The 19,912-nt window shown below is 43.6% G+C and carries 19 protein-coding genes; 8 read left to right on the top strand and 11 right to left on the bottom strand.

The features are described from left to right. Positions 1-129: 129 nt before the first annotated feature. The 3 genes from IFO66_RS10340 to IFO66_RS10330 are packed head-to-tail and all read left to right on the top strand — an operon-like array spanning position 130 to position 3,354. The gene (locus IFO66_RS10340; RefSeq protein ID WP_192025054.1) at positions 130-852 is read left to right on the top strand and encodes an ABC transporter ATP-binding protein; all 723 of its coding nucleotides are present in this window, start codon (positions 130-132) and stop codon (positions 850-852) included. Then, positions 849-2,225, top strand: a complete 1,377-nt coding sequence (locus IFO66_RS10335) for an ABC transporter permease (protein ID WP_192025053.1) — start codon at positions 849-851, stop codon at positions 2,223-2,225. Before IFO66_RS10340 ends, IFO66_RS10335 begins: the two co-directional genes overlap by 4 nt. Positions 2,226-2,268: 43 nt before the next feature. Further along, on the top strand, positions 2,269-3,354 hold the full coding sequence (locus IFO66_RS10330) for an efflux RND transporter periplasmic adaptor subunit (RefSeq protein WP_225445652.1): 1,086 nt from the start codon (positions 2,269-2,271) through the stop codon (positions 3,352-3,354). 98 nt (positions 3,355-3,452) lie between these two features. On the opposite strand, the gene IFO66_RS10325 is transcribed toward IFO66_RS10330, so the two are convergent. The 3 genes from IFO66_RS10325 to IFO66_RS10315 all read right to left on the bottom strand — a co-directional run bounded on the left by IFO66_RS10325 (position 3,453) and on the right by IFO66_RS10315 (position 5,868). Further along, entirely contained in the window at positions 3,453-3,884 is a 432-nt protein-coding gene (locus IFO66_RS10325; protein ID WP_192025052.1) for a DUF309 domain-containing protein, read from the bottom strand. Next, entirely contained in the window at positions 3,881-4,693 is an 813-nt protein-coding gene (yjbM, locus tag IFO66_RS10320) for a GTP diphosphokinase (protein ID WP_192025051.1), read from the bottom strand. Before yjbM ends, IFO66_RS10325 begins: the two co-directional genes overlap by 4 nt. Before the next feature lie 80 nt (positions 4,694-4,773). After that, positions 4,774-5,868 carry a quinone-dependent dihydroorotate dehydrogenase gene (locus tag IFO66_RS10315; RefSeq protein WP_192025101.1) on the bottom strand — a complete coding sequence of 365 codons (1,095 nt, stop codon included), beginning with the start codon at positions 5,866-5,868 and terminating at the stop codon, positions 4,774-4,776. Between the two features lie 249 nt (positions 5,869-6,117). On the opposite strand from IFO66_RS10315, the gene IFO66_RS24090 reads away from it, so the two are divergent. Beyond that, positions 6,118-6,252 (top strand): hypothetical protein, encoded by a 135-nt coding sequence (locus IFO66_RS24090; protein ID WP_273015255.1) that lies wholly within the window; start codon positions 6,118-6,120, stop codon positions 6,250-6,252. 83 nt (positions 6,253-6,335) lie between these two features. On the opposite strand, the gene IFO66_RS24225 is transcribed toward IFO66_RS24090, so the two are convergent. From IFO66_RS24225 to IFO66_RS10300, 3 genes are all read right to left on the bottom strand, one after another. Then, positions 6,336-7,805: a L,D-transpeptidase family protein gene (locus tag IFO66_RS24225; protein ID WP_192025050.1), complete on the bottom strand. Its 1,470-nt coding sequence runs from the start codon at positions 7,803-7,805 to the stop codon at positions 6,336-6,338. 157 nt (positions 7,806-7,962) lie between these two features. Then, entirely contained in the window at positions 7,963-8,196 is a 234-nt protein-coding gene (locus IFO66_RS10305; RefSeq protein WP_192025049.1) for a ferredoxin, read from the bottom strand. Positions 8,197-8,366: 170 nt separating this feature from the next. Next, the gene (locus IFO66_RS10300; protein WP_192025048.1) at positions 8,367-9,689 is read right to left on the bottom strand and encodes a DNA polymerase IV; all 1,323 of its coding nucleotides are present in this window, start codon (positions 9,687-9,689) and stop codon (positions 8,367-8,369) included. Between the two features lie 278 nt (positions 9,690-9,967). On the opposite strand from IFO66_RS10300, the gene cimA reads away from it, so the two are divergent. Next, a complete protein-coding gene (gene cimA / locus IFO66_RS10295; protein ID WP_192025047.1) occupies positions 9,968-11,581 on the top strand; it encodes a citramalate synthase in 1,614 nt (537 codons plus the stop codon). 120 nt (positions 11,582-11,701) lie between these two features. On the opposite strand, the gene IFO66_RS10290 is transcribed toward cimA, so the two are convergent. After that, on the bottom strand, positions 11,702-12,262 hold the full coding sequence (locus tag IFO66_RS10290; protein WP_225445651.1) for a TlpA family protein disulfide reductase: 561 nt from the start codon (positions 12,260-12,262) through the stop codon (positions 11,702-11,704). Between the two features lie 322 nt (positions 12,263-12,584). Beyond that, complete coding sequence (locus tag IFO66_RS10285; RefSeq protein WP_420488662.1) at positions 12,585-13,940, bottom strand: lytic polysaccharide monooxygenase; 1,356 nt, start codon at positions 13,938-13,940, stop codon at positions 12,585-12,587. A gap of 632 nt (positions 13,941-14,572) precedes the next feature. Between IFO66_RS10285 and IFO66_RS10280 the strand changes: the two genes are divergently transcribed. Then, positions 14,573-15,004: a M67 family metallopeptidase gene (locus IFO66_RS10280; protein ID WP_192025046.1), complete on the top strand. Its 432-nt coding sequence runs from the start codon at positions 14,573-14,575 to the stop codon at positions 15,002-15,004. Between the two features lie 7 nt (positions 15,005-15,011). On the opposite strand, the gene IFO66_RS10275 is transcribed toward IFO66_RS10280, so the two are convergent. The 3 genes from IFO66_RS10275 to IFO66_RS10265 are packed head-to-tail and all read right to left on the bottom strand — an operon-like array spanning position 15,012 to position 18,454. Further along, the gene (locus IFO66_RS10275) at positions 15,012-15,842 is read right to left on the bottom strand and encodes an exonuclease domain-containing protein (RefSeq protein ID WP_192025045.1); all 831 of its coding nucleotides are present in this window, start codon (positions 15,840-15,842) and stop codon (positions 15,012-15,014) included. Continuing rightward, positions 15,835-17,043: a DUF294 nucleotidyltransferase-like domain-containing protein gene (locus IFO66_RS10270; protein ID WP_192025044.1), complete on the bottom strand. Its 1,209-nt coding sequence runs from the start codon at positions 17,041-17,043 to the stop codon at positions 15,835-15,837. The genes IFO66_RS10275 and IFO66_RS10270 overlap by 8 nt, the downstream gene beginning before the upstream one ends. Positions 17,044-17,047: 4 nt before the next feature. After that, positions 17,048-18,454: an ammonium transporter gene (locus IFO66_RS10265; RefSeq protein ID WP_420488661.1), complete on the bottom strand. Its 1,407-nt coding sequence runs from the start codon at positions 18,452-18,454 to the stop codon at positions 17,048-17,050. 257 nt (positions 18,455-18,711) lie between these two features. Here IFO66_RS10265 and IFO66_RS10260 point away from each other — a divergent pair, with 257 nt between their 5' ends. Together IFO66_RS10260 and IFO66_RS10255 are read left to right on the top strand one after the other, a co-directional pair. Continuing rightward, complete coding sequence (locus IFO66_RS10260; protein WP_028596283.1) at positions 18,712-19,161, top strand: MerR family transcriptional regulator; 450 nt, start codon at positions 18,712-18,714, stop codon at positions 19,159-19,161. A gap of 31 nt (positions 19,162-19,192) precedes the next feature. Next, a complete protein-coding gene (locus IFO66_RS10255) occupies positions 19,193-19,870 on the top strand; it encodes a zinc metallopeptidase (protein WP_028596284.1) in 678 nt (225 codons plus the stop codon). Positions 19,871-19,912: the final 42 nt, after the last annotated feature.

The raw sequence follows: 19,912 nt of genomic DNA, 5'->3' as shown, positions 1-19,912 counted from the left end.
ATATTTAAGCTCGCATGCCCATCCATAAGTTGATATGATAATTTAGTTAATAGAAAGGCATTGGTCATACTCATGACACAACAACAAGATGAACATGACATTAGAACACAAGAAGGAGGTAATGCCCCAATGCTACGTATCGAACAGTTGTCCCACTCCTTTCGCAATGGAGATGAGGTCACTCCCGTCCTGCAGCACATCGACTTTCAAGTAGAGAAAGGCAGCATGGTCGCACTGCTAGGCAGCTCAGGATCAGGCAAATCAACACTGCTCAATTTGATGGCAGGCCTTATGAAGCCTACGGAAGGAAATATTTATATAAACGGACACAACATCGTGAAAATGAATGAAAATCAACTCGCTGAATTTCGCAGAGGAAATATCGGATTTATTTTTCAAGCCTATGAACTTATTCCGAACTTAACCGTTATCGAAAATGTTGAACTCCCGTTCGTGTTCCAAGGCATCTCTCCTCGTAAAAGACGTGAGAAAGCCCAACATTTACTCGAACAAGTCGGCTTACCAGACAAAGGAAAGATGTTCGTCTCTCAACTATCAGGTGGCCAGCAGCAGCGCGTAAGTATCGCACGTTCACTTATTACAGAACCGTCTGTTATTTTTGCGGACGAGCCTACTGGAAACTTGGATACGAAAACAGAGGATGAAGTCATCTCCATTCTGAAGCAGCTCAATAAGAAGATGAATACGACTTTCGTTATCGTTACCCACGAACGAGAAGTTGCTGAGCATACAGAACGCGTACTAACCCTTAAAGACGGCCATCTTATTGAAGATGCAGTAACAACAAATGCGCAAGCATCTGGCTCCGATCTAGGAGGCGTACATACATGAGGTTTGGTGATTATATCCGCATATCTTTTGACCAGCTTCGTAGGCGTAAAGTCGTTACCATGCTATGTGCAATGGGAATTTCGATCGGCTGTGCTGCAATTGTCGTAGCGATGAGCATTGGTGAATCTGCCGCCCAATATTCAGAAATGCAGATGAGCCGCTGGTTTAAGCTTGATGAGATTACCGTCTCCCCACAAAGTGCGGGACAATCTGGTGATCCATCTGCAAAGCCTGAAATTGATGAAGGGTCACTGCTTACTTCACAGAAGCTTGAACTGATTCGTACATTTCCACATGTACTAGCCGCTGCTCCGATGGAGGAGATCGGTCACTATCAAACGAAACTAGCCAATGGAACTAGTTCTTATGCGCAAGTGATCGCAACTGATCTGAATAGCTTACAAGCTTTCGGACATCAAATGCGTTTGGGAGCTGTCTCGGATTTGCCTCAAACCGTAATTGCTAACTTTGGCGCAACATTCGGATACGTGGATGAAAAAGCAAGGCAATCGCTCTACGATAAGCTGCGTCAAAATCCATATGATGATGAAATATACAAGCAGCTCGAAAATTTAGATCGTCTGCCAGCGAACTTATACCAGCAGTCTATTCAATTTGTTCAATACGACCAACAATCTGGTCGAGAAATGCTTTCTCCCCCACTTCGAGTGACGGGCGTACTGAAGAAACCAGATAGCCAAACCGATAATATGTCAATGAACCAGAAAATTATCTATGTATCTCTCGAAACAGCAGAATGGTTGCGTAAGCAGCCAGGATTTAGACCTATTGCATCAGATGCATCCATGAATACGGTATCGGCAAGCGTGGAGCATTATCCATTAGTGACAGTAAAAGTAGATAGTCAACAACACATAACGCAAGTGGAAAACAAAATTAAGCAGCTGCGTCTTACTGCAAGGAACAACTTAGAACAAAAAGAGCGTCTTGAAAAACAATTTGCTATGGTGCGCACGATCGCACTTGGTATCGGCTTATTTGTTCTATTCATCGCTTCTATCTCAATTGTTGTAGCCATGACGATGTCTACTCATCAACGTAGACGTCAGATCGGAATTATGAAGGTACTCGGTGCTAACTTAAGGCAAATCCGCAACATGTTCATCGTAGAAGCTACGCTAATTGGTCTACTCGGTGGAATTATGGGGGTAATCCTCTCTCATTGGATTATATGGGGAATTAACGGCCTTGTACTTTCGAGCGGTGCTGAAGCTGCTGAGATTCTATTTATCGCGCCTTGGATTATACCATTGGGTATGTTCTTCGCGATTATTACGGGAATACTGGCTGGACTATACCCTGCAATCAATGCGTCTCGTACAGATGCTCTGACAGCCATTCGCCGTGACTAAGCCGTGACTAGTATATGTAAATTAGAAGAGGAGCACTCCCGATATGAAAATAAAAAAAATAATCAAATGGACGATTATTCTCGGATTGTTAGGCGGTATCAGCTATGGACTATATTCATTTTCTCAGCCTAAAACGATGCCGTTAGATACAGCAGCATCTCAAGAGCTTACCTTCCCCGTTACTAAGGAAACGTTAGTAAAGACAATCGCAATAACAGGTAAGTCATCTTATGTCAGTGAAACGATTGTATATGCACCTTATAATGGAAAAGTGAACAAGTGGAATGTCAAGGATGGACAACAAGTGAAACGTGGTGACACGTTGTTCCAGCTCGATCCAACTTCTATTCAACAAGAGATTTCAAGAGCAGAAACCGAAATAAAGAAACAAGATCTCGAAGAGCAGCTAGCTAAGTTCAAAGGTGAGTTTGCAACAAACGAACAAAATGCTCCGTTGACGGAAGAAAGCTCCAAGCAGCACTATGTACAAAAAGAAACGGAACGGGTACAGAAAGAAATCAATTCCCTTACACGTACCATTCAACAAAAAGAGATTGCAGAGAAAAAATCAAAAATAGCTCAATCTCATTATATCGCGCCTGTGTCAGGTATTTTCCTCTATGATGATGCGGCTAAGCTCCCGCAGCAAGTACAGGAAAATATGCGTGTAGGCAAAATTGTAGATGTGAATCAACTTCAGCTTGTAACTTATGTTGGGGAGCAAGATATCTTCTCACTTAAACCAGGCATGTCCGTCGAAGTAGAGCTAACTGCGCATAAAGATATTAAATTAAATGGTGATGTCGTAAAAGTATCTAAATTCGCTAAAACAGGATCAGACGGTACGGTTGTATCACCGGCTCAATTCGAAGTGATTGTAAGTCTAGCTAAAAATCCAAATCTGATTGCAGGCCTTAGCTTAAACGGAAAGGTTGAGGTGGAACGCAAGGATAGCACGATTGTTGTACCTACACTTGCAGTTATGAAAGACAGCGAAGGATCTTATGTAATGCTCAAAGGTGCTGATGGTACAGTAAAGCGTCAAAATATAAAAGTAGGTTTGGAGACAGCCGACAAGACAGAGGTGCTGGAAGGACTAAAGCCTGGAGAGCAAGTAACACTGCAATAATTCATTTCTATTACTAACATGCGAAATGCGAAGCGAACAAAAGCAGTCCTCCCACGCAAATGGGTTGGACTGCTTTTGTTATCATGTCTCAAGTTGTGCTAGGGTGTTGTTTCGTTCGTTTCGTCCACATGTAAATCGATGTCATCCAAGCTGACAAGCTGTATCAATTCAGCATCCGTTATTGGAATAGTGATGTCTCTTGGCTCAGCTTGAGCTCCTTCATCACTAGACACAAGTTCTAGTAGTAAAGCTGTCTCGATCCGTACAGTACCAAGCGCAATGCCCATACAATTATCCGGATATGGCGACAGCTTATGTAAAGCTGCTTCCCATAATTTAATCGCTCCCACCGTATTATGGTGGTGCCAATGATGCAGTCCCACTGCAACTTGCAGCAATCCTTGATAGAATGGTTTCCGGCCTTCTTCCAGCCAGAGCTCCTCCATTACATCATGGCAAGCATAGTAATCACGATGTTCATTGAACAGTTTCAGAAAACGGACGAACAATCGATCATAGGACGTTCTCATCCTTCTGATTCGCCACTCTTTTTCTTACATTCTTTAATCAAAAGAGTAAGTTCTTCTTCCAATTGTTTGAAGCCTGTGAGGTCACGTTCCATCCACAGACTGTTAAAGCGGCTTTGGAAAGCTATCGCTTCACTAATGCGATGATAGAAGTACAAATCTTGAATTAGCGTCAAGCACTTCTGGACGAGCTTCGCATCATCTTCGAAGTTCTTTTGAGCATCCAAAATTTCTTGACGTATGCTGGACATCTCATTATCTAGAATAAAGGCTGCTTCCGCAGACTTTTTCAAGCGTTCACGCACTTCATCAGGCAAGCTATCCCGATATTTGTAATTCAATGAATGTTCAATTGTGGCCCAGAAGTTCATCGCCAACGTACGGATCTGAATCTCGGCCAGTACATGCTTATAACCTAACGCTGTCTGTACCGGATATTCTACGATCATATGGAAGCTGCGGTAGCCACTTTCCTTAAAGTTCGTTACGTAGTCCTTCTCATAAAGAACAGTCATGTCCTTACGGTGACGGATCAATTCTGCAAGTGAATGAATATCTTCTACGAACTGACACATGATTCGAATACCTGCGATATCCTCAATTCCACGTTCAATATCATCCATATCGATAGATAATCGTTTTGCCTTCTCCAAAATACTCGAAATCCGCTTAATGCGTCCCGTTACAAATTCTATTGGCGCATATTCCTCACGCTTTTTTAACTCGCTGCGCATCGTTTTGAATTTAACTTTCAATTCTTCGACAGCTTGTTCATAGGGCAGCAAAAACTTCTTCCAATCTCTTCCGTCCATAACGAACGCCTCCTGTCCGTTCCCATCGTTCATTGTATGCGGTTAGGTATGTTAACGTTGTCTGACTTTATTATAGGTAATTATTTATGATCTCGACCAATTGCCTCAGATATGTGTCGGTAGCCATCTCGCTTCAACAAGGCTTTCAAGCCCGTCGTTATCTCACGGCTAATGCCTGGACCGCGATAAATAAGCCCTGTATACACTTCCACTAGGCTTGCACCAGCACATATTTTTGCGTATGCATCTTCTGCTGTAAATACACCGCCAGAGCCAATTATCGGGATACGCCCGCCCGTATGACGGTATACGTTCCGAATAATTTCTGTAGAATGCTCAGTCAATGGCTTGCCGCTCAAGCCGCCTGCTTCCATACGATTCGGATGATTGGTACCTGCACGTGACAACGTTGTATTCGTAGCAATAATTCCAGAAACTCCGCTCTGCACGATTGTCTCTGTCATATGGATCAAATCTTCGTCTGTGACATCAGGTGCTATTTTAACAAGGATTGCTTTATTTTTCTGATTTTTATCATTTAGTGTCTGCATTTCTGCTACAACTGCATTCAGCAAAGATCGCAGCTCATCACCATGCTGTAAATTACGCAAATTAGGCGTATTGGGAGAACTAATGTTCACCACGAATAAATCTGCTGCATCATAAAGTTTACGTATACATGCCAAATAGTCCTGCTCGGCCTGCTCATTTGGCGTTACTTTATTTTTGCCAATGTTCACCCATACAGGTATACGTCGTTCCTTAACGTTGGAAAGGCGATTCAGCATTTGATCTGCGCCTTCATTATTGAATCCCATGCGATTGATGAGTGCTTCATCTGGAGGGAGTCGGAACATGCGAGGCTTCTCATTGCCTAGCTGACCGACAGGAGTAACGGTTCCTACTTCCATGAATCCTAATCCAATGGAGGAGAAGCCTTCCACAGCGGCGGCATTTTTGTCTAACCCTGCGGCGAGTCCGATTGGCGAATGAAAATGTAAGCCAAATAAATCGGTCGCAAGTGCTGGATCTTCTTTTACCCCATATATCGAACGCATCAGCGGCTTCATGCCAGGAACTTTACTAGCCCCTGCAAGCCCTCCGATGACGAGGTGGTGTGCACGTTCTGGATCCATTCGAAAAAATATCGGTTTGCCAATGCTGCGGTATATCAATCGTTCCACTCCGTTCTTCGCTCTTCATTAAAATAGCTTTATATTTTGTTATGTTATCTATTCTAACATAAAAAAGGGGTTCGGTCTCGAAAATACGCTTAATCTGATACAATTTTGCGTATCCATCCTATCCTATTTTACTGATTTCCAATCAAAATGAAAAGAGATCGAAATTCAATATCATACTAGCCTTCTACATAGTAAGCGATTACAATAAAAATAGGAATACATACGAAAGGTGATGAATTTATGAGTGCAAAGCGAATGCCGCCAACTCGAAAAACAAAACAAGAAGCACAGGTAAACCGCAAAGCAATCTACATCGTTGGGAGTTCATTGCTTATTGTTACCGTCCTACTAAGCGTATTTATTTTACTGAAATAAAAATCCACTTCTACTAGCAAAAAGAGGTCTGCTCCTTCCACAGAGCAGACCTTACTTTTATCCTTATGAAATCAAATTACAATTTAATCCAACCATTTGTAGACTTTATTAGGATTCTCTTGTCCTGGTGTTAAAGGTACACGGTAACGCTCATCATCTGCTGGGACAACGGTTAAGTCTGGCAAATGCCCCGACGTAATGGTCACCTTCGTACCCATCGCCACCAAATCAAACAACTCCTCCACGTCCGCATTGGACATCCGAATACACCCAAGTGATTGATCCTGTCCAATGGAATCCAGATCATTAGTCCCATGAATAGCATACTGCGTATGAGACAAAGCCATTCCACGGCTGCCATATGCACCTGAGGAACTCCCATTCGGATTGACCACTTTCTCCGAAATAACGAATGAACCTTCCGGTGTACGCTCTCCGCCTAATCCTACTTTATAATTGCGTAGCATGATGGAACCGCTCACGACAGCCAATCGATGGGACTTTTTATCAATAATAATGCGAAGTGGCTCTTTGAAAGGTTCTGCTGCTCCTGTGGCCCACTGCTTGTCTAGGGCGCGCTTCGCCTTAGGCACAGTCTTCACAGCAAGCTTATTATGTACATCCTTATATATTTCTGACCATTCTGCATGTATGCCGGAAACTACATTACGAGGATATCCCTTCGCTAGCTCTCCGACCGAAACTGGTGGCAGCCCCCCTCGTTCCAGGACAGTAGCATGTGTAGACATCGCCATTAAGCGATGTTCTGCATCACGAGCCCATGCAGCAGCTTCCTTTTCTGCTTGTATACGTTCTGGCTCACATTCGCAATCTGCATCTCCAGGGAAATACGTTTGACTGCTTCTACTTTCACTTTGCGCTTTACTTTTAACGATTGCCCATACCTGTGGCTCAGTTGTCCAAATACTCCATCGACCATGCTTCTGTAAGGTAACAAGTGTGGACGACTGATTCTGTTTCGCAGCCTTTACTACAGCCTGTCTCAGCTGACGATCACTCTGGGCTGAACTCGTCTTTTCCACGTACACTACCGATCCATGGCCTGATACAGGCAAAATATGTCCCTTGCTCGAACCTTCCTCTTTACCTTCTAATTGTTTATCCACAGGTTTAGAAGTATGAGTCTCACCTTCAGGATTTGGCTGGGCAACCTTTTCCACGTTCTGCTCGGTTGATGGTGCCATCGCATCTTCACCTATTATGATCGGCCCTATTAATAGAAATAGAAGAAGAGCTACAAACACTCTCATTCCTTGTTTGATTCGATTACGCTTTCTTATCCGCTTCTGGATAGCTTGCATCAGCAACATTTGTTCTTCCTGAAAACGCTCTATCGGCAAAGGCTCATTCTCAAACGCCTTATATATATCACCTGCTTGGTTATAACAATAGCTAGCTTTACGCAGCTGACCTTCTTTTTCATATTGCTTCCCCAGTAAATACCATGCCATGCGGTTGTCAGGATGAGATTGTACATACTTCTTCATATAGGCTTCGTCTTTTTCCGTCCATTCATCCAGCCGATTGCTCACTATGCCCTCAACTCCCCCTGGCTCTATATTTTCTATATCGGCAATTGTGGACTAGATCACAAGTGTTCCTTTGTATGAAAATATATATATTTAAAAATCCCCGCCGAGGCGAGGATTTGGTTGGTTGGTTGTATTTTCTTTATAATCTCTATATAACTTAGTTGAACGGTGTATCAGCAATCTTGATGGAGTCTGTTGGGCAGCCATCGCATGCATCTTGCATGTCATCAAATAGGTCTTCAGGGATTAGCTTCACACCCATGTTGCCGTCTCCATCATAAATTGTTTCTGCTAGACCTTCATCATCGTAGTCATAAACGTCAGGAGCCGTTGCTCCGCAAGCACCACAAGCGATGCACGTGTCTTTATCAACCCAAGTATATTTTCCCATTGGTAGTTCCCTCCTGGTATTCAAGTCAGATCGTCTTGATTCCTCCGTATTCAAATATAATACAAACAAGCCTCAAGTTCAAACGATTTCCATGTTTTTTATAATAATTCTAGATAGTATTTTCACCTAAATTTGTATAAACTATTATGTCCCAAATGACTATCACACAGCTATTTCCAATCCTCACCATCCCGATTCTCATATTCTCTTAAGAAATCCGTTTGCAAGGAGGTTCCCCTTACTCGATGATTACGGATAAGCGTGGAAGGATCATCTCCTAGCATACCCAACATAACGACCGCGTTTTCACCATATTTGTTACGCAAACTGTCTACCGTCTCGTTCAATTTGTCTCGCTTCGGTTGTTGTTCATAGGCAAATAAATCAAGCTGTACAACCGCCTCTTCCTTAGGAACTAAATTCTGCCCTGTAATTCCCAACAACCGCAATGGTCCACGACCTTGCCAATGGCGCTCGTACAGTTTCCATGATGCTTCCACCAAATGCTGTGCATCATCTGTCGGTGTATCCATCGTTAATGAGCGCGTAAACGTCTTCATATCTGGAGTGCGCAAAGTTAACTGCACCGTCTGCGCCATCATGTGCTGCTTACGCATGCGACGAGCCACTTGGTCAGCCAAATTTAGCAGTACTCGACGTATATCGCCATCTGACTCAACGTCCTGCGGTAACGTGGTTGTGTGCCCAATGGACTTGCTAGCTTCCCTCTCAGCCCGAACTTCACCATGATCAATGCCATTTGCAGCTTGCTTCATTCCTATTCCAAATACGCCAAAATGGTTCTCCAACCTCTGTACATCTGTCCGGGCAAGCTCACCAATTGTATGAATGCCAAGACGACGTAGCTTCTCGGCCGTTTTACGCCCGATTCCGAACAACTCTTGACATGGACGATGCCACAGCTTATCAGCCACATCGCGTATTCGCAGCACCGTAATGCCATTCGGCTTTTTCATATCCGATGCCATTTTAGCAAGCAATTTATTCGGCGCAACACCAATTGAGCAAGGAATGCCTAGCTCCTCACGAATACGCATCTGCAGCTCTTCTGCAATATGCAGTGGAGTTCCGAACGATTTTGAACCTGTTATATCTAAATAACACTCATCAATAGATACCGCTTCCACTAATGGTGTATAGGAACTAGCTATATTTAGAAAAGCGCGTGAATATTTACGATATAAATGAAAGTCTGGCTTAATAATGATAAGAGACGGGCATATTTTCTGAGCTTCACGAACACGCATACCTGTGCGAATACCATAACGTCTAGCTTCATAAGAACAAGTTACAATAATCCCTTTACGCTGCTCGATGCTACCCGCTACAGCCGTTGCCTTATGTTGATACGTATCCGGCTCCTCCGCTGCATGTACAGAACAGTAAAAAGCGTTCATGTCCAAATGAAGAATAACTTTTCCCTTTGTCGGGTAGTATCGATGTACATCTTCATTGGAAGTACTCTCGTTCATCTCGTACCTTCCTCTCTTTCTTTACTAAAAGACTAAGATATTCTCAGGAAAATGAAAGTCTCTTATGTAGTTCATCGTAGTTCAGCACAATACTATATCTTGTAACACAGATGCTTGTTCTTCTTATGTATTGTAATACATTTATACTCTTTGTTATTCTTTGGGGCATTAATCGGGTGACGCAGGAAATTACTGCTATACAAATGCAAACGCAGTGCTATAATTAGAAAAAAAATAATACCAGATTCATCCTGAAACGATCTGGAGGAGGAACTATCATGAAAAAGTCGATTGCAATATTCGATACGACCTTACGTGACGGTACACAAGGAGAAGGCATTAGTCTATCAGCTGAAGACAAATTTAAGATCGCAAGGCGGCTTGATTCCCTTGGCGTTCATTATATTGAAGGCGGCATCCCGGGCTCCAACAGCAAAGATATCGAATTTTTCAGAAGAATCAAATCCTACGCTTGGAACGCACGCTTTGTCGCATTCGGAAGCACACGACGCAAAGACTCGATTGCCGATCAAGATGCCAATTTGAATCGTATTATCGAAGCCCAAGTTCCCGCAGCAACACTCGTCGGCAAGGCATGGGATTTCCATGTGCATACCGCACTGCAAACCTCATTAGAGGAAAATTTAGCAATGATTGCTGACTCTATCGCATACTTGAAGCAGCATCAATTAGAAGTGATGCTTGATGCTGAGCATTTCTTCGATGGCTTTAAGCACAACAGTGAATATGCTTTACAAGTGCTGCGTACAGCTGCGAATGCTGGCGCCGATTGGGTTGTGCTCTGTGATACGAATGGTGGTACACTTCCCCATGAAATCCAGCAAATTGTAAGCGCTGCTTTGCAAAGTACGCAAGTGAAGATTGGCATACACACACATAATGATTGTGAATTAGCAGTCGCGAACAGCTTGGCGGCCGTGCAAGCAGGCGCCCTCCAAGTACAAGGTACAATGAATGGTTATGGAGAGCGCTGCGGAAATGCAAACTTATGTTCGATTATACCAAATCTTCAACTAAAACTCGACTATAGTTGCATCGGAGACGATCAGCTTCAACAATTAACTTCTGTTGCACGTTACGTAAGCGAAATCGCTAACGTTCATATGCCCGTTAATCAACCGTACGTCGGAAATGCCTCCTTTGCCCATAAAGGTGGCATACATGTCTCCGCTATTTTAAAAGATTCGCGTACCTATGAGCATATCCAACCAGAACTAGTTGGCAATAAGCAGCGTGTACTCGTCTCAGAACTTGCAGGTCAAAGCAACGTATTGTCTAAAGCACAACAGCTCGGCTATGAATTGGACGCTGGCAAGCCTGCAATGAAAGCAATTATCGAACGCATTAAGCAATTGGAGCATGAAGGCTATCAATTTGAAGGAGCCGATGCTTCATTAGAGCTGATGCTGCGACAAGCGATTGGCGGTGAACACGAACCGTTTCAGTTTGAATCCTTTAAAATATTAGTAGAGAAATCCAACAATCGCTCTGTTGTATCCGAAGCGATCGTGAAGATTAATATTGATAACGAGCCAATATATATGGCTGCTGAAGGTAATGGTCCAGTCAATGCGCTGGACAACGCTCTTCGCAAAGCCTTATCCCGCCATTATCCTGGTATCGAAGATATGCATTTAACCGATTACAAGGTTCGCGTGCTGGATGAAAGCGACACAACCGCTGCCAAAGTCCGCGTACTTATCGAATCCACAGATTTCAAGCATACATGGAGTACCGTTGGCGTTTCGCAGAACGTAATTGAAGCAAGCTGGGAAGCCCTTGTTGACAGTATTCGTTACGCGCTTTATGGCAAGGAAAAGCAGCTTCAAACCAATGAGCGCAAAGAAAGTCTCGGTATCGTTAATCATTAATCCATATATGCTGCTGTGGAAAATAAACTTCTATTCTTGACCTACAACAACACATATAGGAAACGAGTAAATGCCCTGAACATCTAGTCTCTAAGATGTTCAGGGCATTTTGCATATACGCTATTTCTCATCCAACAGCTCTTGAATATCTGCTTCAATCTGGCTAGCCGGTCGAAGTCCGATATAAAGTCTGCGTATGGTACCGCTTTTATCTATGAGTAAATTCGTTGGGAATGCCATACCGTTATAAGCTGCAAATACGCTTCCATCTAAATCCATGAGTATGGGGTTAATTAACCCGTATTCATCGACGAATGCCTGGGCATCCTTCTTACTATCTGTAGATGTCACGTTAACAGCATACATATCGAGCTCATTTTGGTATTTCGCATATATTTTTACGAGATCGGGCGCTTCCAACTTGCAAGGGCCGCACCATGATGCCCAAAAATTAATCAACACAGGTCGTTCCCTTTCTCCACCTACTCGAAACGTTTGTGTACCATCTATCGATTTCAATTCAAATGCCGGCGCCTGATAATTTACAAGTGGGGCCTCTTTTGCAATGCGCACTTTAGCAGATGTTTCTCGCTCTAAGCTTGCCGTTTTTGTATTTAGCCAAATGCCTGTAACGCCTAAAAGAAGCACCAAAGCTAGTATGATTGTGCTTTTTCTCATCATCCGCAATGCCCTTTCTAGAAACCGTATTCTCATTATTGTACCCTTATTTCTCCAAAAATACAAAAAATACGACCCTCTTCTCCCACCATACAACTTGTAAAATAACAACAAGAAGACCTCACCAGAACTTGCTGGCGAGGCCTCACTCATCACATCTTTTCGACACTACCTATTACACACTGCCTAATGGGGTCACATCAGCAGTTCCTGCATCATCAACTTATTAGCAGCACGCTCCCTGTGAATGGCTTTCATCCTTGCATCATAGGATTAACTAACTTCCATGTACGGAACCGCTAGTCTCCCCTCAAGACGCCCTCCTTTATGGGACTAGTTTCCACAGTGCTGGTACAGCAGTCGGTTCCCAGCCTACCAACGAAGTGTGTGGTTGACGACACTCGTAAGTGGCACCGTTATAGTAAACCAACTGACCTACCGTATAAGCAGTATTTGCCGCCCAAGGCACAGCTGCAGGAGGCTGAGCCGTTGTAGCAGAGACGGAATTACTGGCTGGCGATTGGTTGTTCGCTCCATCCACAGCGTACACAGTGAAGGTATACGAAGTAGATGCTGCCAATCCCGTAACCGTATAACTGGTTGCACTGCCTGATACGGTAGCTACAAGATTGGTGCCATTATACACCTTGTACCCTGTAACCCCAACATTGTCTGAAGAAGCCGTCCACATCAATGGTACCGAATTGGATGTCGGCGAACCCATCACATGCAGATTGCTTGGCGCAGTAGGAGGAACTACATCTACAACAGCTGGATTGGTTGTAACTGCGATAGATCCGCTTGGCACAGAAGAGTTACCCGCTCCATCCACAGCAACGACCGAGAACGTATAGCTTGTATTTGCCGTCAAACCCGTAACCGTATAGCTCGTATTGGAACCAGAAATGCTGGTTACCAGTGAGCTTCCGTTATAAATTTTATATTGACTAACACCAACATTGTCTGTAGCCGCATTCCATGACAGAGAAACTGTATTAGACGTTTTTCCTGTCACAGCTAGGGAGGAAGGAGCCGTCGGTGGAGTTGTATCGCTAGATCCTCCGCCAAAATTGGCATCAATGACATTGTAGAATGCATTAGGTGTATCGTGGACCGTCCAGACCGCCAAAATAACATGATAGCCTGTCCGCTGTGGCACATTACAAGTATCCGAATAATTAAATGGCGGACGTGCACCACCGGTATTAACGGAGCAGAAAGGCGTCAAGTCGAATTGAGCACGAGACAACGGCGCATTTGGATCCCAATTCGGCTTCGTAATAAAGTACTCCCATTTCGTCGTTGCATGTGCTGCTGTCAATTTCCAGTTAAACGTTACCGTACCACTCGACATATTCACCTTTGTCCAGCGTGTCGAAGATTGTGCATTCAACTGATCAAATCCTCCTAGACCAGCACTTGCAAGCTTGCCATCCGCTGGACCAGCAGCCGGGAATCCCTTTGGTCCTTCCAAGCTTTGAGGCTCGTACACAATTGGGCCGCAGTTCGTATTTTGACCCGTTTTGCACAAATACCCCCTACTCGCAGGCCCTTCGATATAACCGTGAGCGAAAGCTTTGTCTGACATAAGCAGTACCAAAATTACTGTGAGAATAGCGGTCGTTCCTACCAGTAGCCACTTGTAACTCATCATGTGCTGGTTGAACTTTTGATCCATCATCATCAACAGCCTCCTTTAATTTTTGGACTCGTCTTAGCCATGACTGAAAGCAAGTTAACGATCACCCCTCCTTTTAGAGAAATTTATATAAACGCAAATAAGCGTCTATATCGTCTGTTGTATATCGCTCACATATCGGAATATGGAATTGGAATTGTGGGAGATTAATATCACATTTGGAACAATAAAATACTATGATTATAATCTTACAAAGCTGAGTAATGCTGTACGATGAAGGTAAAGCACCCTGCTTCAAGTAAATATACGAGATGTCTGTGAAGATGAAGAAAGAAGAGTATAAATGATAGGCAGTTCGTGTAGGAGGACCATATAGGTATATATGTGGAAGTGAGAAAAATCACTGGGTTATACTGGGTGTGATCACATACTAGCACACTTTCTATTGAAATGACAACGCTTTCTTTTTGAGCATGTACCATTTTTTAAGTTCTTTCACACAATGACATTGAATCATACATATCTGTTTTAACTTCCATCCTATACTACCAACTAAAAAGCGCTCCCAAGCCTTCCCTTGAGATACGCCCTATGAATAAATTTAATAAATCCGCTATAATTTTAATATAATCACATCGGAGAAGATGATAAAGAAGGGGAACAGTGTACACACAATGACTAACACACCCAACACTCAAGCAAATCCATCACCTATAAGCACACTATCTATTTTGCCATCCGTTTATCCAGGCATGCTAGAGCATCTACGCGCACACTATCCTAATGAAGGATGCGGAATATTACTCCGCAATAAACGTTCAAACGAACATCATTTTCATATTTTTGAGCCTATTCCAAATACGGACCAGCATCCACAACATCGTTTTTATCTGGAGCCTTCCGTATATATCGACCTGTTATTCCGTTACCCGGAAGCATCGTGGGATCGCATACTTGTACATTCTCATCCTTTTACATCAGCCACTATCAGTCGCGAGGACATATTGGGATGGATGGACACGCAAGCTTTGTGGACAGGATGGCTAGTCGTTTCGTTCCAAAATGGATTGGATAAGCCAACATATAGCTATTACACGAAGTTATAATGAACTGCTAGTACTGACTCAAATACATGTACATTTCCCGGAGTGTCGTCACTCTCCTTTTCTCGGCTTGCTCCATAAAGTGCAGCCATAATTCAGCCGTTGCTCGCGCATCCCAGAGCGCATGATGACGCTGCTCTACTGCAATGCCTACATGTTGGAGCAGCATATCTAGATCATTATTTCGAAGCTGTGGATACAGCCAGCGCGCAATCATCATCGTATCCAACATCCGATGACGCCATGGATTTTTGAAATATCGCCATAAGGCCGTCCGTAAAAATGCCTTGTCATGCGCACTTGCATGCGCAATGACAACACGTTCCTCCATGTAATTCATAAACTGTGTGAGTCCTTCTGATACGGGCATTGCTTGTGCAGCCTCTTCCGATGTGATCTGCAGCAGTCGCTCGGTTGCAGGAGGTATGCGCATACCAGGGTTAACGATTTGATAAAAGCTTGCATGTTCCCCTTCCTCCCACTGCTTTCCTTGCAGCCGCCACGCTCCAAAAGAAACAATCTCATCTGCATGAGGCTCAAAGCCCGTCATTTCCAGATCAATGACGACGACAGGAAGCTCCTTTAAAGGAATATCAAGTACATGTAAGCGTCGAACACTTCCGCTTGATTCCAACTTTAATCGTTCTTTTTGACGAGCTCGCTCGTAGGCCTTTTTCGCACCCTCCGTCTTCAAGTTTGATGCAGATAAACCCGACATCCATGACTCAGAAACTGAATTTCCAGAAGGTGCGTGCCTCGATTCAACACCTGTGTTCTTAGGTTGTAACCCTTCTAATCGCTTCCACCAACTTCGACGTATGTTCCCATCTCCCTCAGCCACGCTCGCACCTCCTATTCAATACTTTTGACCATTTCTCTATACTTTGCGAACTTCGACGAAGCGCTAATTTCTGCAATTCATGCAGTTGATCAGGATCAATCATTCCCGTTCCGTTCCACACCCCGTCTAGCAATTCTGCTCCGCATATCCATCTAACCGCCATAACATCATCCCAGTACGCATATAGCTTTCGAATAGTTTGTCGTTCCTCGCCATCTGACCATGTTGATAAAATACCTTCCATACGCTCCTTCGTAGATAATGGATGAGCAATGTCATCCACCATCCACGATGTTGTTCGAATGAGTTGCACAATAGGTACATAAATCCGATACTTCATGTCGACTTGACCAGCATAAGGATGCGTTCGCTCTTTAATGAGTTGACCAAATGCATTATGCGCTAATTTACGATGCTGCTGATTGCGTACCATTGCCGTTTGAGAAGCTTCAGCGGCTATAGATGAAGCTCTGAACTGCCTTACATACTCTCTCCACTCCGCTTCTAAAGACACTTCTCCATACACAGTTCTCATATCAAGCGCGATCGAGAAATATCGAATATGTTCCCAATCCGCTATACTCATCCATTGCTCTGCCCTCATTTGCCAATCCTCAAGGGAACCTCGCCACAACGCTTCACTTGCCAGCACTTTACCACTGCACGGCATAAATCCGATCGCACGAAGTGCGCTGACCATTTCGTTTCCCCATCTCAGAAAATACCGCTCTACTACGAGACGTTCTGATTCTTCTTTGACAATCTGCCAAATGAGTCCATGATCCTGATCACTCCAAGGGAGCATTTCCCTGCGTCCTCCACTTCCAAATAAGACGAAAGCATACGGAACTGGTGGTGGTCCATACCCACTCTCCATAAGTTGCTGCTCTACATAAGAAGCAACTTTTTCAAATAGTGCATCATAACAAGCAGTCACTATTCGGTATCGCACACTAATCGCCAGAGGAAACTCAGGCAGCTCATATGAAAAATTCGATGGCAGCAAGATATGTTTATATTCTTCACTTTCCCTAGTCAAATTCGGCTCAACTTCACACATCAATTGCATTCGCAGCTGTCGCCAGCCTCTAATTTTTGCGTCTTCGTCACAAAAATCCTTGTACCTATCGATTTCTTCCAAGTGACACATCCATTGCTCAAAATAAGCAGAGAAACTGTTATTTCCTAGAAGATGATTCACGCAATCAGCTCACCCCTTCACGACGATCAACTCCTGATGATAGTTGTTCATGCTGATGTAATGCTTTCATTTGTTCAGGATAGCCGTACACACCATGTTCACTCATATCTAATCCTACAAGCTCTTCCTCTTCTGATACCCTAAGCCCGATCGTTATTTTCAATACAAAGAAAATGGCAAACGACAAAATGGCGACAAATACGAACACACCCATAATTCCAACCGTTTGCACAACGAGCTGTTCCCAGCCTCCACCGTAAAATAAACCCGCTTTACCAACTCCAACTTTCTCTACCAGAGCAGGAGCAGCAAAGAATCCTGTCGATAATGCCCCCCATATACCAGCAATTCCATGTACTGAGAACGCATATACCGGATCATCAATCCCAAGACGTTCTATCCATTGGGCCGTGAAAAAGGTAATCACACCTGCTATCGCACCAATGACTAATGCTGCCCATGGCTCTACAAATGCACATGCCCCCGTAATCGCAACAAGCGCTGCCAGTACACCATTCAACATACTTGGTATATCTGCTTTCCCCCATACCAACCATGAGACGATCAATGCAGCAACCGCACCGGCCGCTGCCGCAAGCTGAGTTGTCATCGCGATATATCCGAAGAATCCATCATTAACCGCGCCAAGCGTACTGCCTGGATTAAAGCCAAACCAGCCTACCCATAACAGTAATACACCGAGTACAGACAGCACTTGATTATGACCAGGGATAATCGTTGGCTTGCCTTCAGCGTTAAATTTTCCAAGACGAGGTTTAAGCATGATCGTTGCAATTAATGCTGCTGTCGCACCTTGCATATGAACGACTGCCGAACCTGCAAAATCCTGCATGCCTAATGCATGCAACCAACCGCCGCCCCACACCCAATGAGCAGCTACGGGGTAAATAAAAATGGTAAATAAGAAACCAAACCACACATATACACTTAATTTTGCTCGTTCTGCGAAGCCGCCACATGCAATAGCAAGTGAAATGGCCGCGAATGCTAGTTGGAATAAGAATTTAATCGTGATAGGAACTTGTGAGAAGTCTAGGGAGCTGAACAGCGCTGCCGCTGTCGATTCATTACCGTCGAAGAAGAAACCTGTTGTACCGAAGAAACCATTTGATTCCCCGAAGCCAAATCCGAAGCCGAACATCCAAAACGCAATGGCACATATACCAAAGGTTAAAATCGTCTTACCCGCAACATGCCCTGCATTTTTCATACGCGACGATCCCGCTTCCAATAGAGCAAAGCCTGCTTGCATCATAATGACTAGCACCGCAGCAATTAAAATCCATACCGCATCTAGTGCTTGATGTACTTGAGCCGTAGTTACCTCTTCAGCAGCATAAGCTAACGATGAGGTCCCCATAAATAAACCAAAGACGAACAATGTACTCATTAACAATTTGACATGTGTAGACTTTAGATAGCTGTGCATAGAAAAACACTCCCCTTTTATGTTATATTTTCTAACACAATAAATGATTAATGATGACATTATAAGCTTGTGAGGTAAGTTTTGACAATCATTTTATTTAAAAATAGATAAAAAGTAATCTCAATAACACTTTTCATGTTATATTATGTGACATATATAGTAAATCAAATGTTTGACTACACCATTTAAAATACAGTAAAATAAGAAGAAGAATTGAGGTGAGAACCGATGGGGATAATCAACTGTTGCGTATCGGAGAATTAGCTCGTTTAGCTTCGGTCAATCAGCGAACGATTGATTATTATACTTCACTTGGCCTCATCGAGCCTACGAAGCGAACCGATACGAATTATCGTCTCTACCATATGGAAACGATAGAACGGATTCAACGAATTATTCAGATGAAACAAGAGAAATACACCCTCGATGAAATCAAGGAGTATTTCGCACAACTTCAGCAGGTTTCGATTGATGAGCAGCTTGTCAAACGTTTAACTGATTTGCAAGTCCACTTGCAGCAGGTCGAGCGTGAAGCCAAAGAGCTTCAACCGATACTAGAGAAGCTGAAGCCAACTCAGGCAAAATCTTTGTTCCAGCGCATCGCTCCACAAAGCGCAGCCTGCATTGATGTGTTAATTGCCCTAGCGGACAAGCAGCACATGCTTTGAAACAACATATTTAGCCCAGGAGGTAATCATCATGTTCTTTCACCCGATGGATTTTCTAATCCTAATCGCCTTCGGCATTAGCATATGGGCACAATTTCGAGTCAAAGGTACGTTCAACCAATTTGCTAATGTACAAGCATCCAGTGGATTGACCGGATACGAAGCAGCAAGACGTTTGCTTGATGCACAAGGCTTGTACGACGTTCCCGTCGAACCAGTCAGAGGACATTTATCCGATCATTATGATCCAATCCAGAAAGTTGTACGCCTTTCAGAGCCTGTTTACTATGAACGCTCCATCTCAGCTTTGTCTGTTGCCTGTCACGAAGTTGGACACGCTATCCAAGATCAAGAATCTTACGCTATGCTAAGATTGCGTCATCGGATGTTCCCGCTTGTGAATTTTTCCTCAGGCCTAGCACCATTTTTGCTAATTGGCGGATTTTTATTCCAAGCATCTGGACTTATTTTGCTCGGGATCATCTTCTTCACAGCTGCAGTCGCATTCCAACTCGTTACACTACCTGTAGAGTTCAATGCAAGCAGCCGTGCAAGAGACCTAATGATTTCAGAAGGATTCATTAGAAATGATGAAGAAAAAGGTGTAAGCAAAGTATTGAACGCAGCAGCGTTAACGTATGTAGCAGCAGCCTTAATTTCCTTGCTGGAATTGATTAAGTACATTATGATCTTCCGCAGCCAAGATTGACATAACCTCAATTCGAATAATGAGTTTCAATGACAGAAGCCC

Source organism: Paenibacillus arenosi (assembly GCF_014841135.1).
Classification (GTDB): domain Bacteria; phylum Bacillota; class Bacilli; order Paenibacillales; family Paenibacillaceae; genus Paenibacillus_B; species Paenibacillus_B arenosi.
The sequence above is the reverse complement of the archived record's forward strand: the minus strand, read 5'-3'. Positions and strand labels throughout refer to the sequence as shown.

Bases quoted from the DNA above. Each gene is read 5' to 3' on its own strand.
- IFO66_RS10265 (WP_420488661.1), bottom strand. From the start codon at position 18,454: ATGAGTACATTGTTCGTCTTTGGTTTATTTATGGGGACCTCATCGTTA.
- IFO66_RS10335 (WP_192025053.1), top strand. From the start codon at position 849: ATGAGGTTTGGTGATTATATCCGCATATCTTTTGACCAGCTTCGTAGG.
- IFO66_RS24090 (WP_273015255.1), top strand. From the start codon at position 6,118: ATGAGTGCAAAGCGAATGCCGCCAACTCGAAAAACAAAACAAGAAGCA.
- IFO66_RS10285 (WP_420488662.1), bottom strand. From the start codon at position 13,940: ATGATGGATCAAAAGTTCAACCAGCACATGATGAGTTACAAGTGGCTA.
- IFO66_RS10280 (WP_192025046.1), top strand. From the start codon at position 14,573: ATGACTAACACACCCAACACTCAAGCAAATCCATCACCTATAAGCACA.
- IFO66_RS10255 (WP_028596284.1), top strand. From the start codon at position 19,193: ATGTTCTTTCACCCGATGGATTTTCTAATCCTAATCGCCTTCGGCATT.
- IFO66_RS10300 (WP_192025048.1), bottom strand. From the start codon at position 9,689: ATGAACGAGAGTACTTCCAATGAAGATGTACATCGATACTACCCGACA.
- yjbM (WP_192025051.1), bottom strand. From the start codon at position 4,693: ATGGACGGAAGAGATTGGAAGAAGTTTTTGCTGCCCTATGAACAAGCT.
- cimA (WP_192025047.1), top strand. From the start codon at position 9,968: ATGAAAAAGTCGATTGCAATATTCGATACGACCTTACGTGACGGTACA.
- IFO66_RS10305 (WP_192025049.1), bottom strand. From the start codon at position 8,196: ATGGGAAAATATACTTGGGTTGATAAAGACACGTGCATCGCTTGTGGT.
- IFO66_RS10340 (WP_192025054.1), top strand. From the start codon at position 130: ATGCTACGTATCGAACAGTTGTCCCACTCCTTTCGCAATGGAGATGAG.
- IFO66_RS10330 (WP_225445652.1), top strand. From the start codon at position 2,269: ATGAAAATAAAAAAAATAATCAAATGGACGATTATTCTCGGATTGTTA.
- IFO66_RS10325 (WP_192025052.1), bottom strand. From the start codon at position 3,884: ATGAGAACGTCCTATGATCGATTGTTCGTCCGTTTTCTGAAACTGTTC.
- IFO66_RS10290 (WP_225445651.1), bottom strand. From the start codon at position 12,262: ATGATGAGAAAAAGCACAATCATACTAGCTTTGGTGCTTCTTTTAGGC.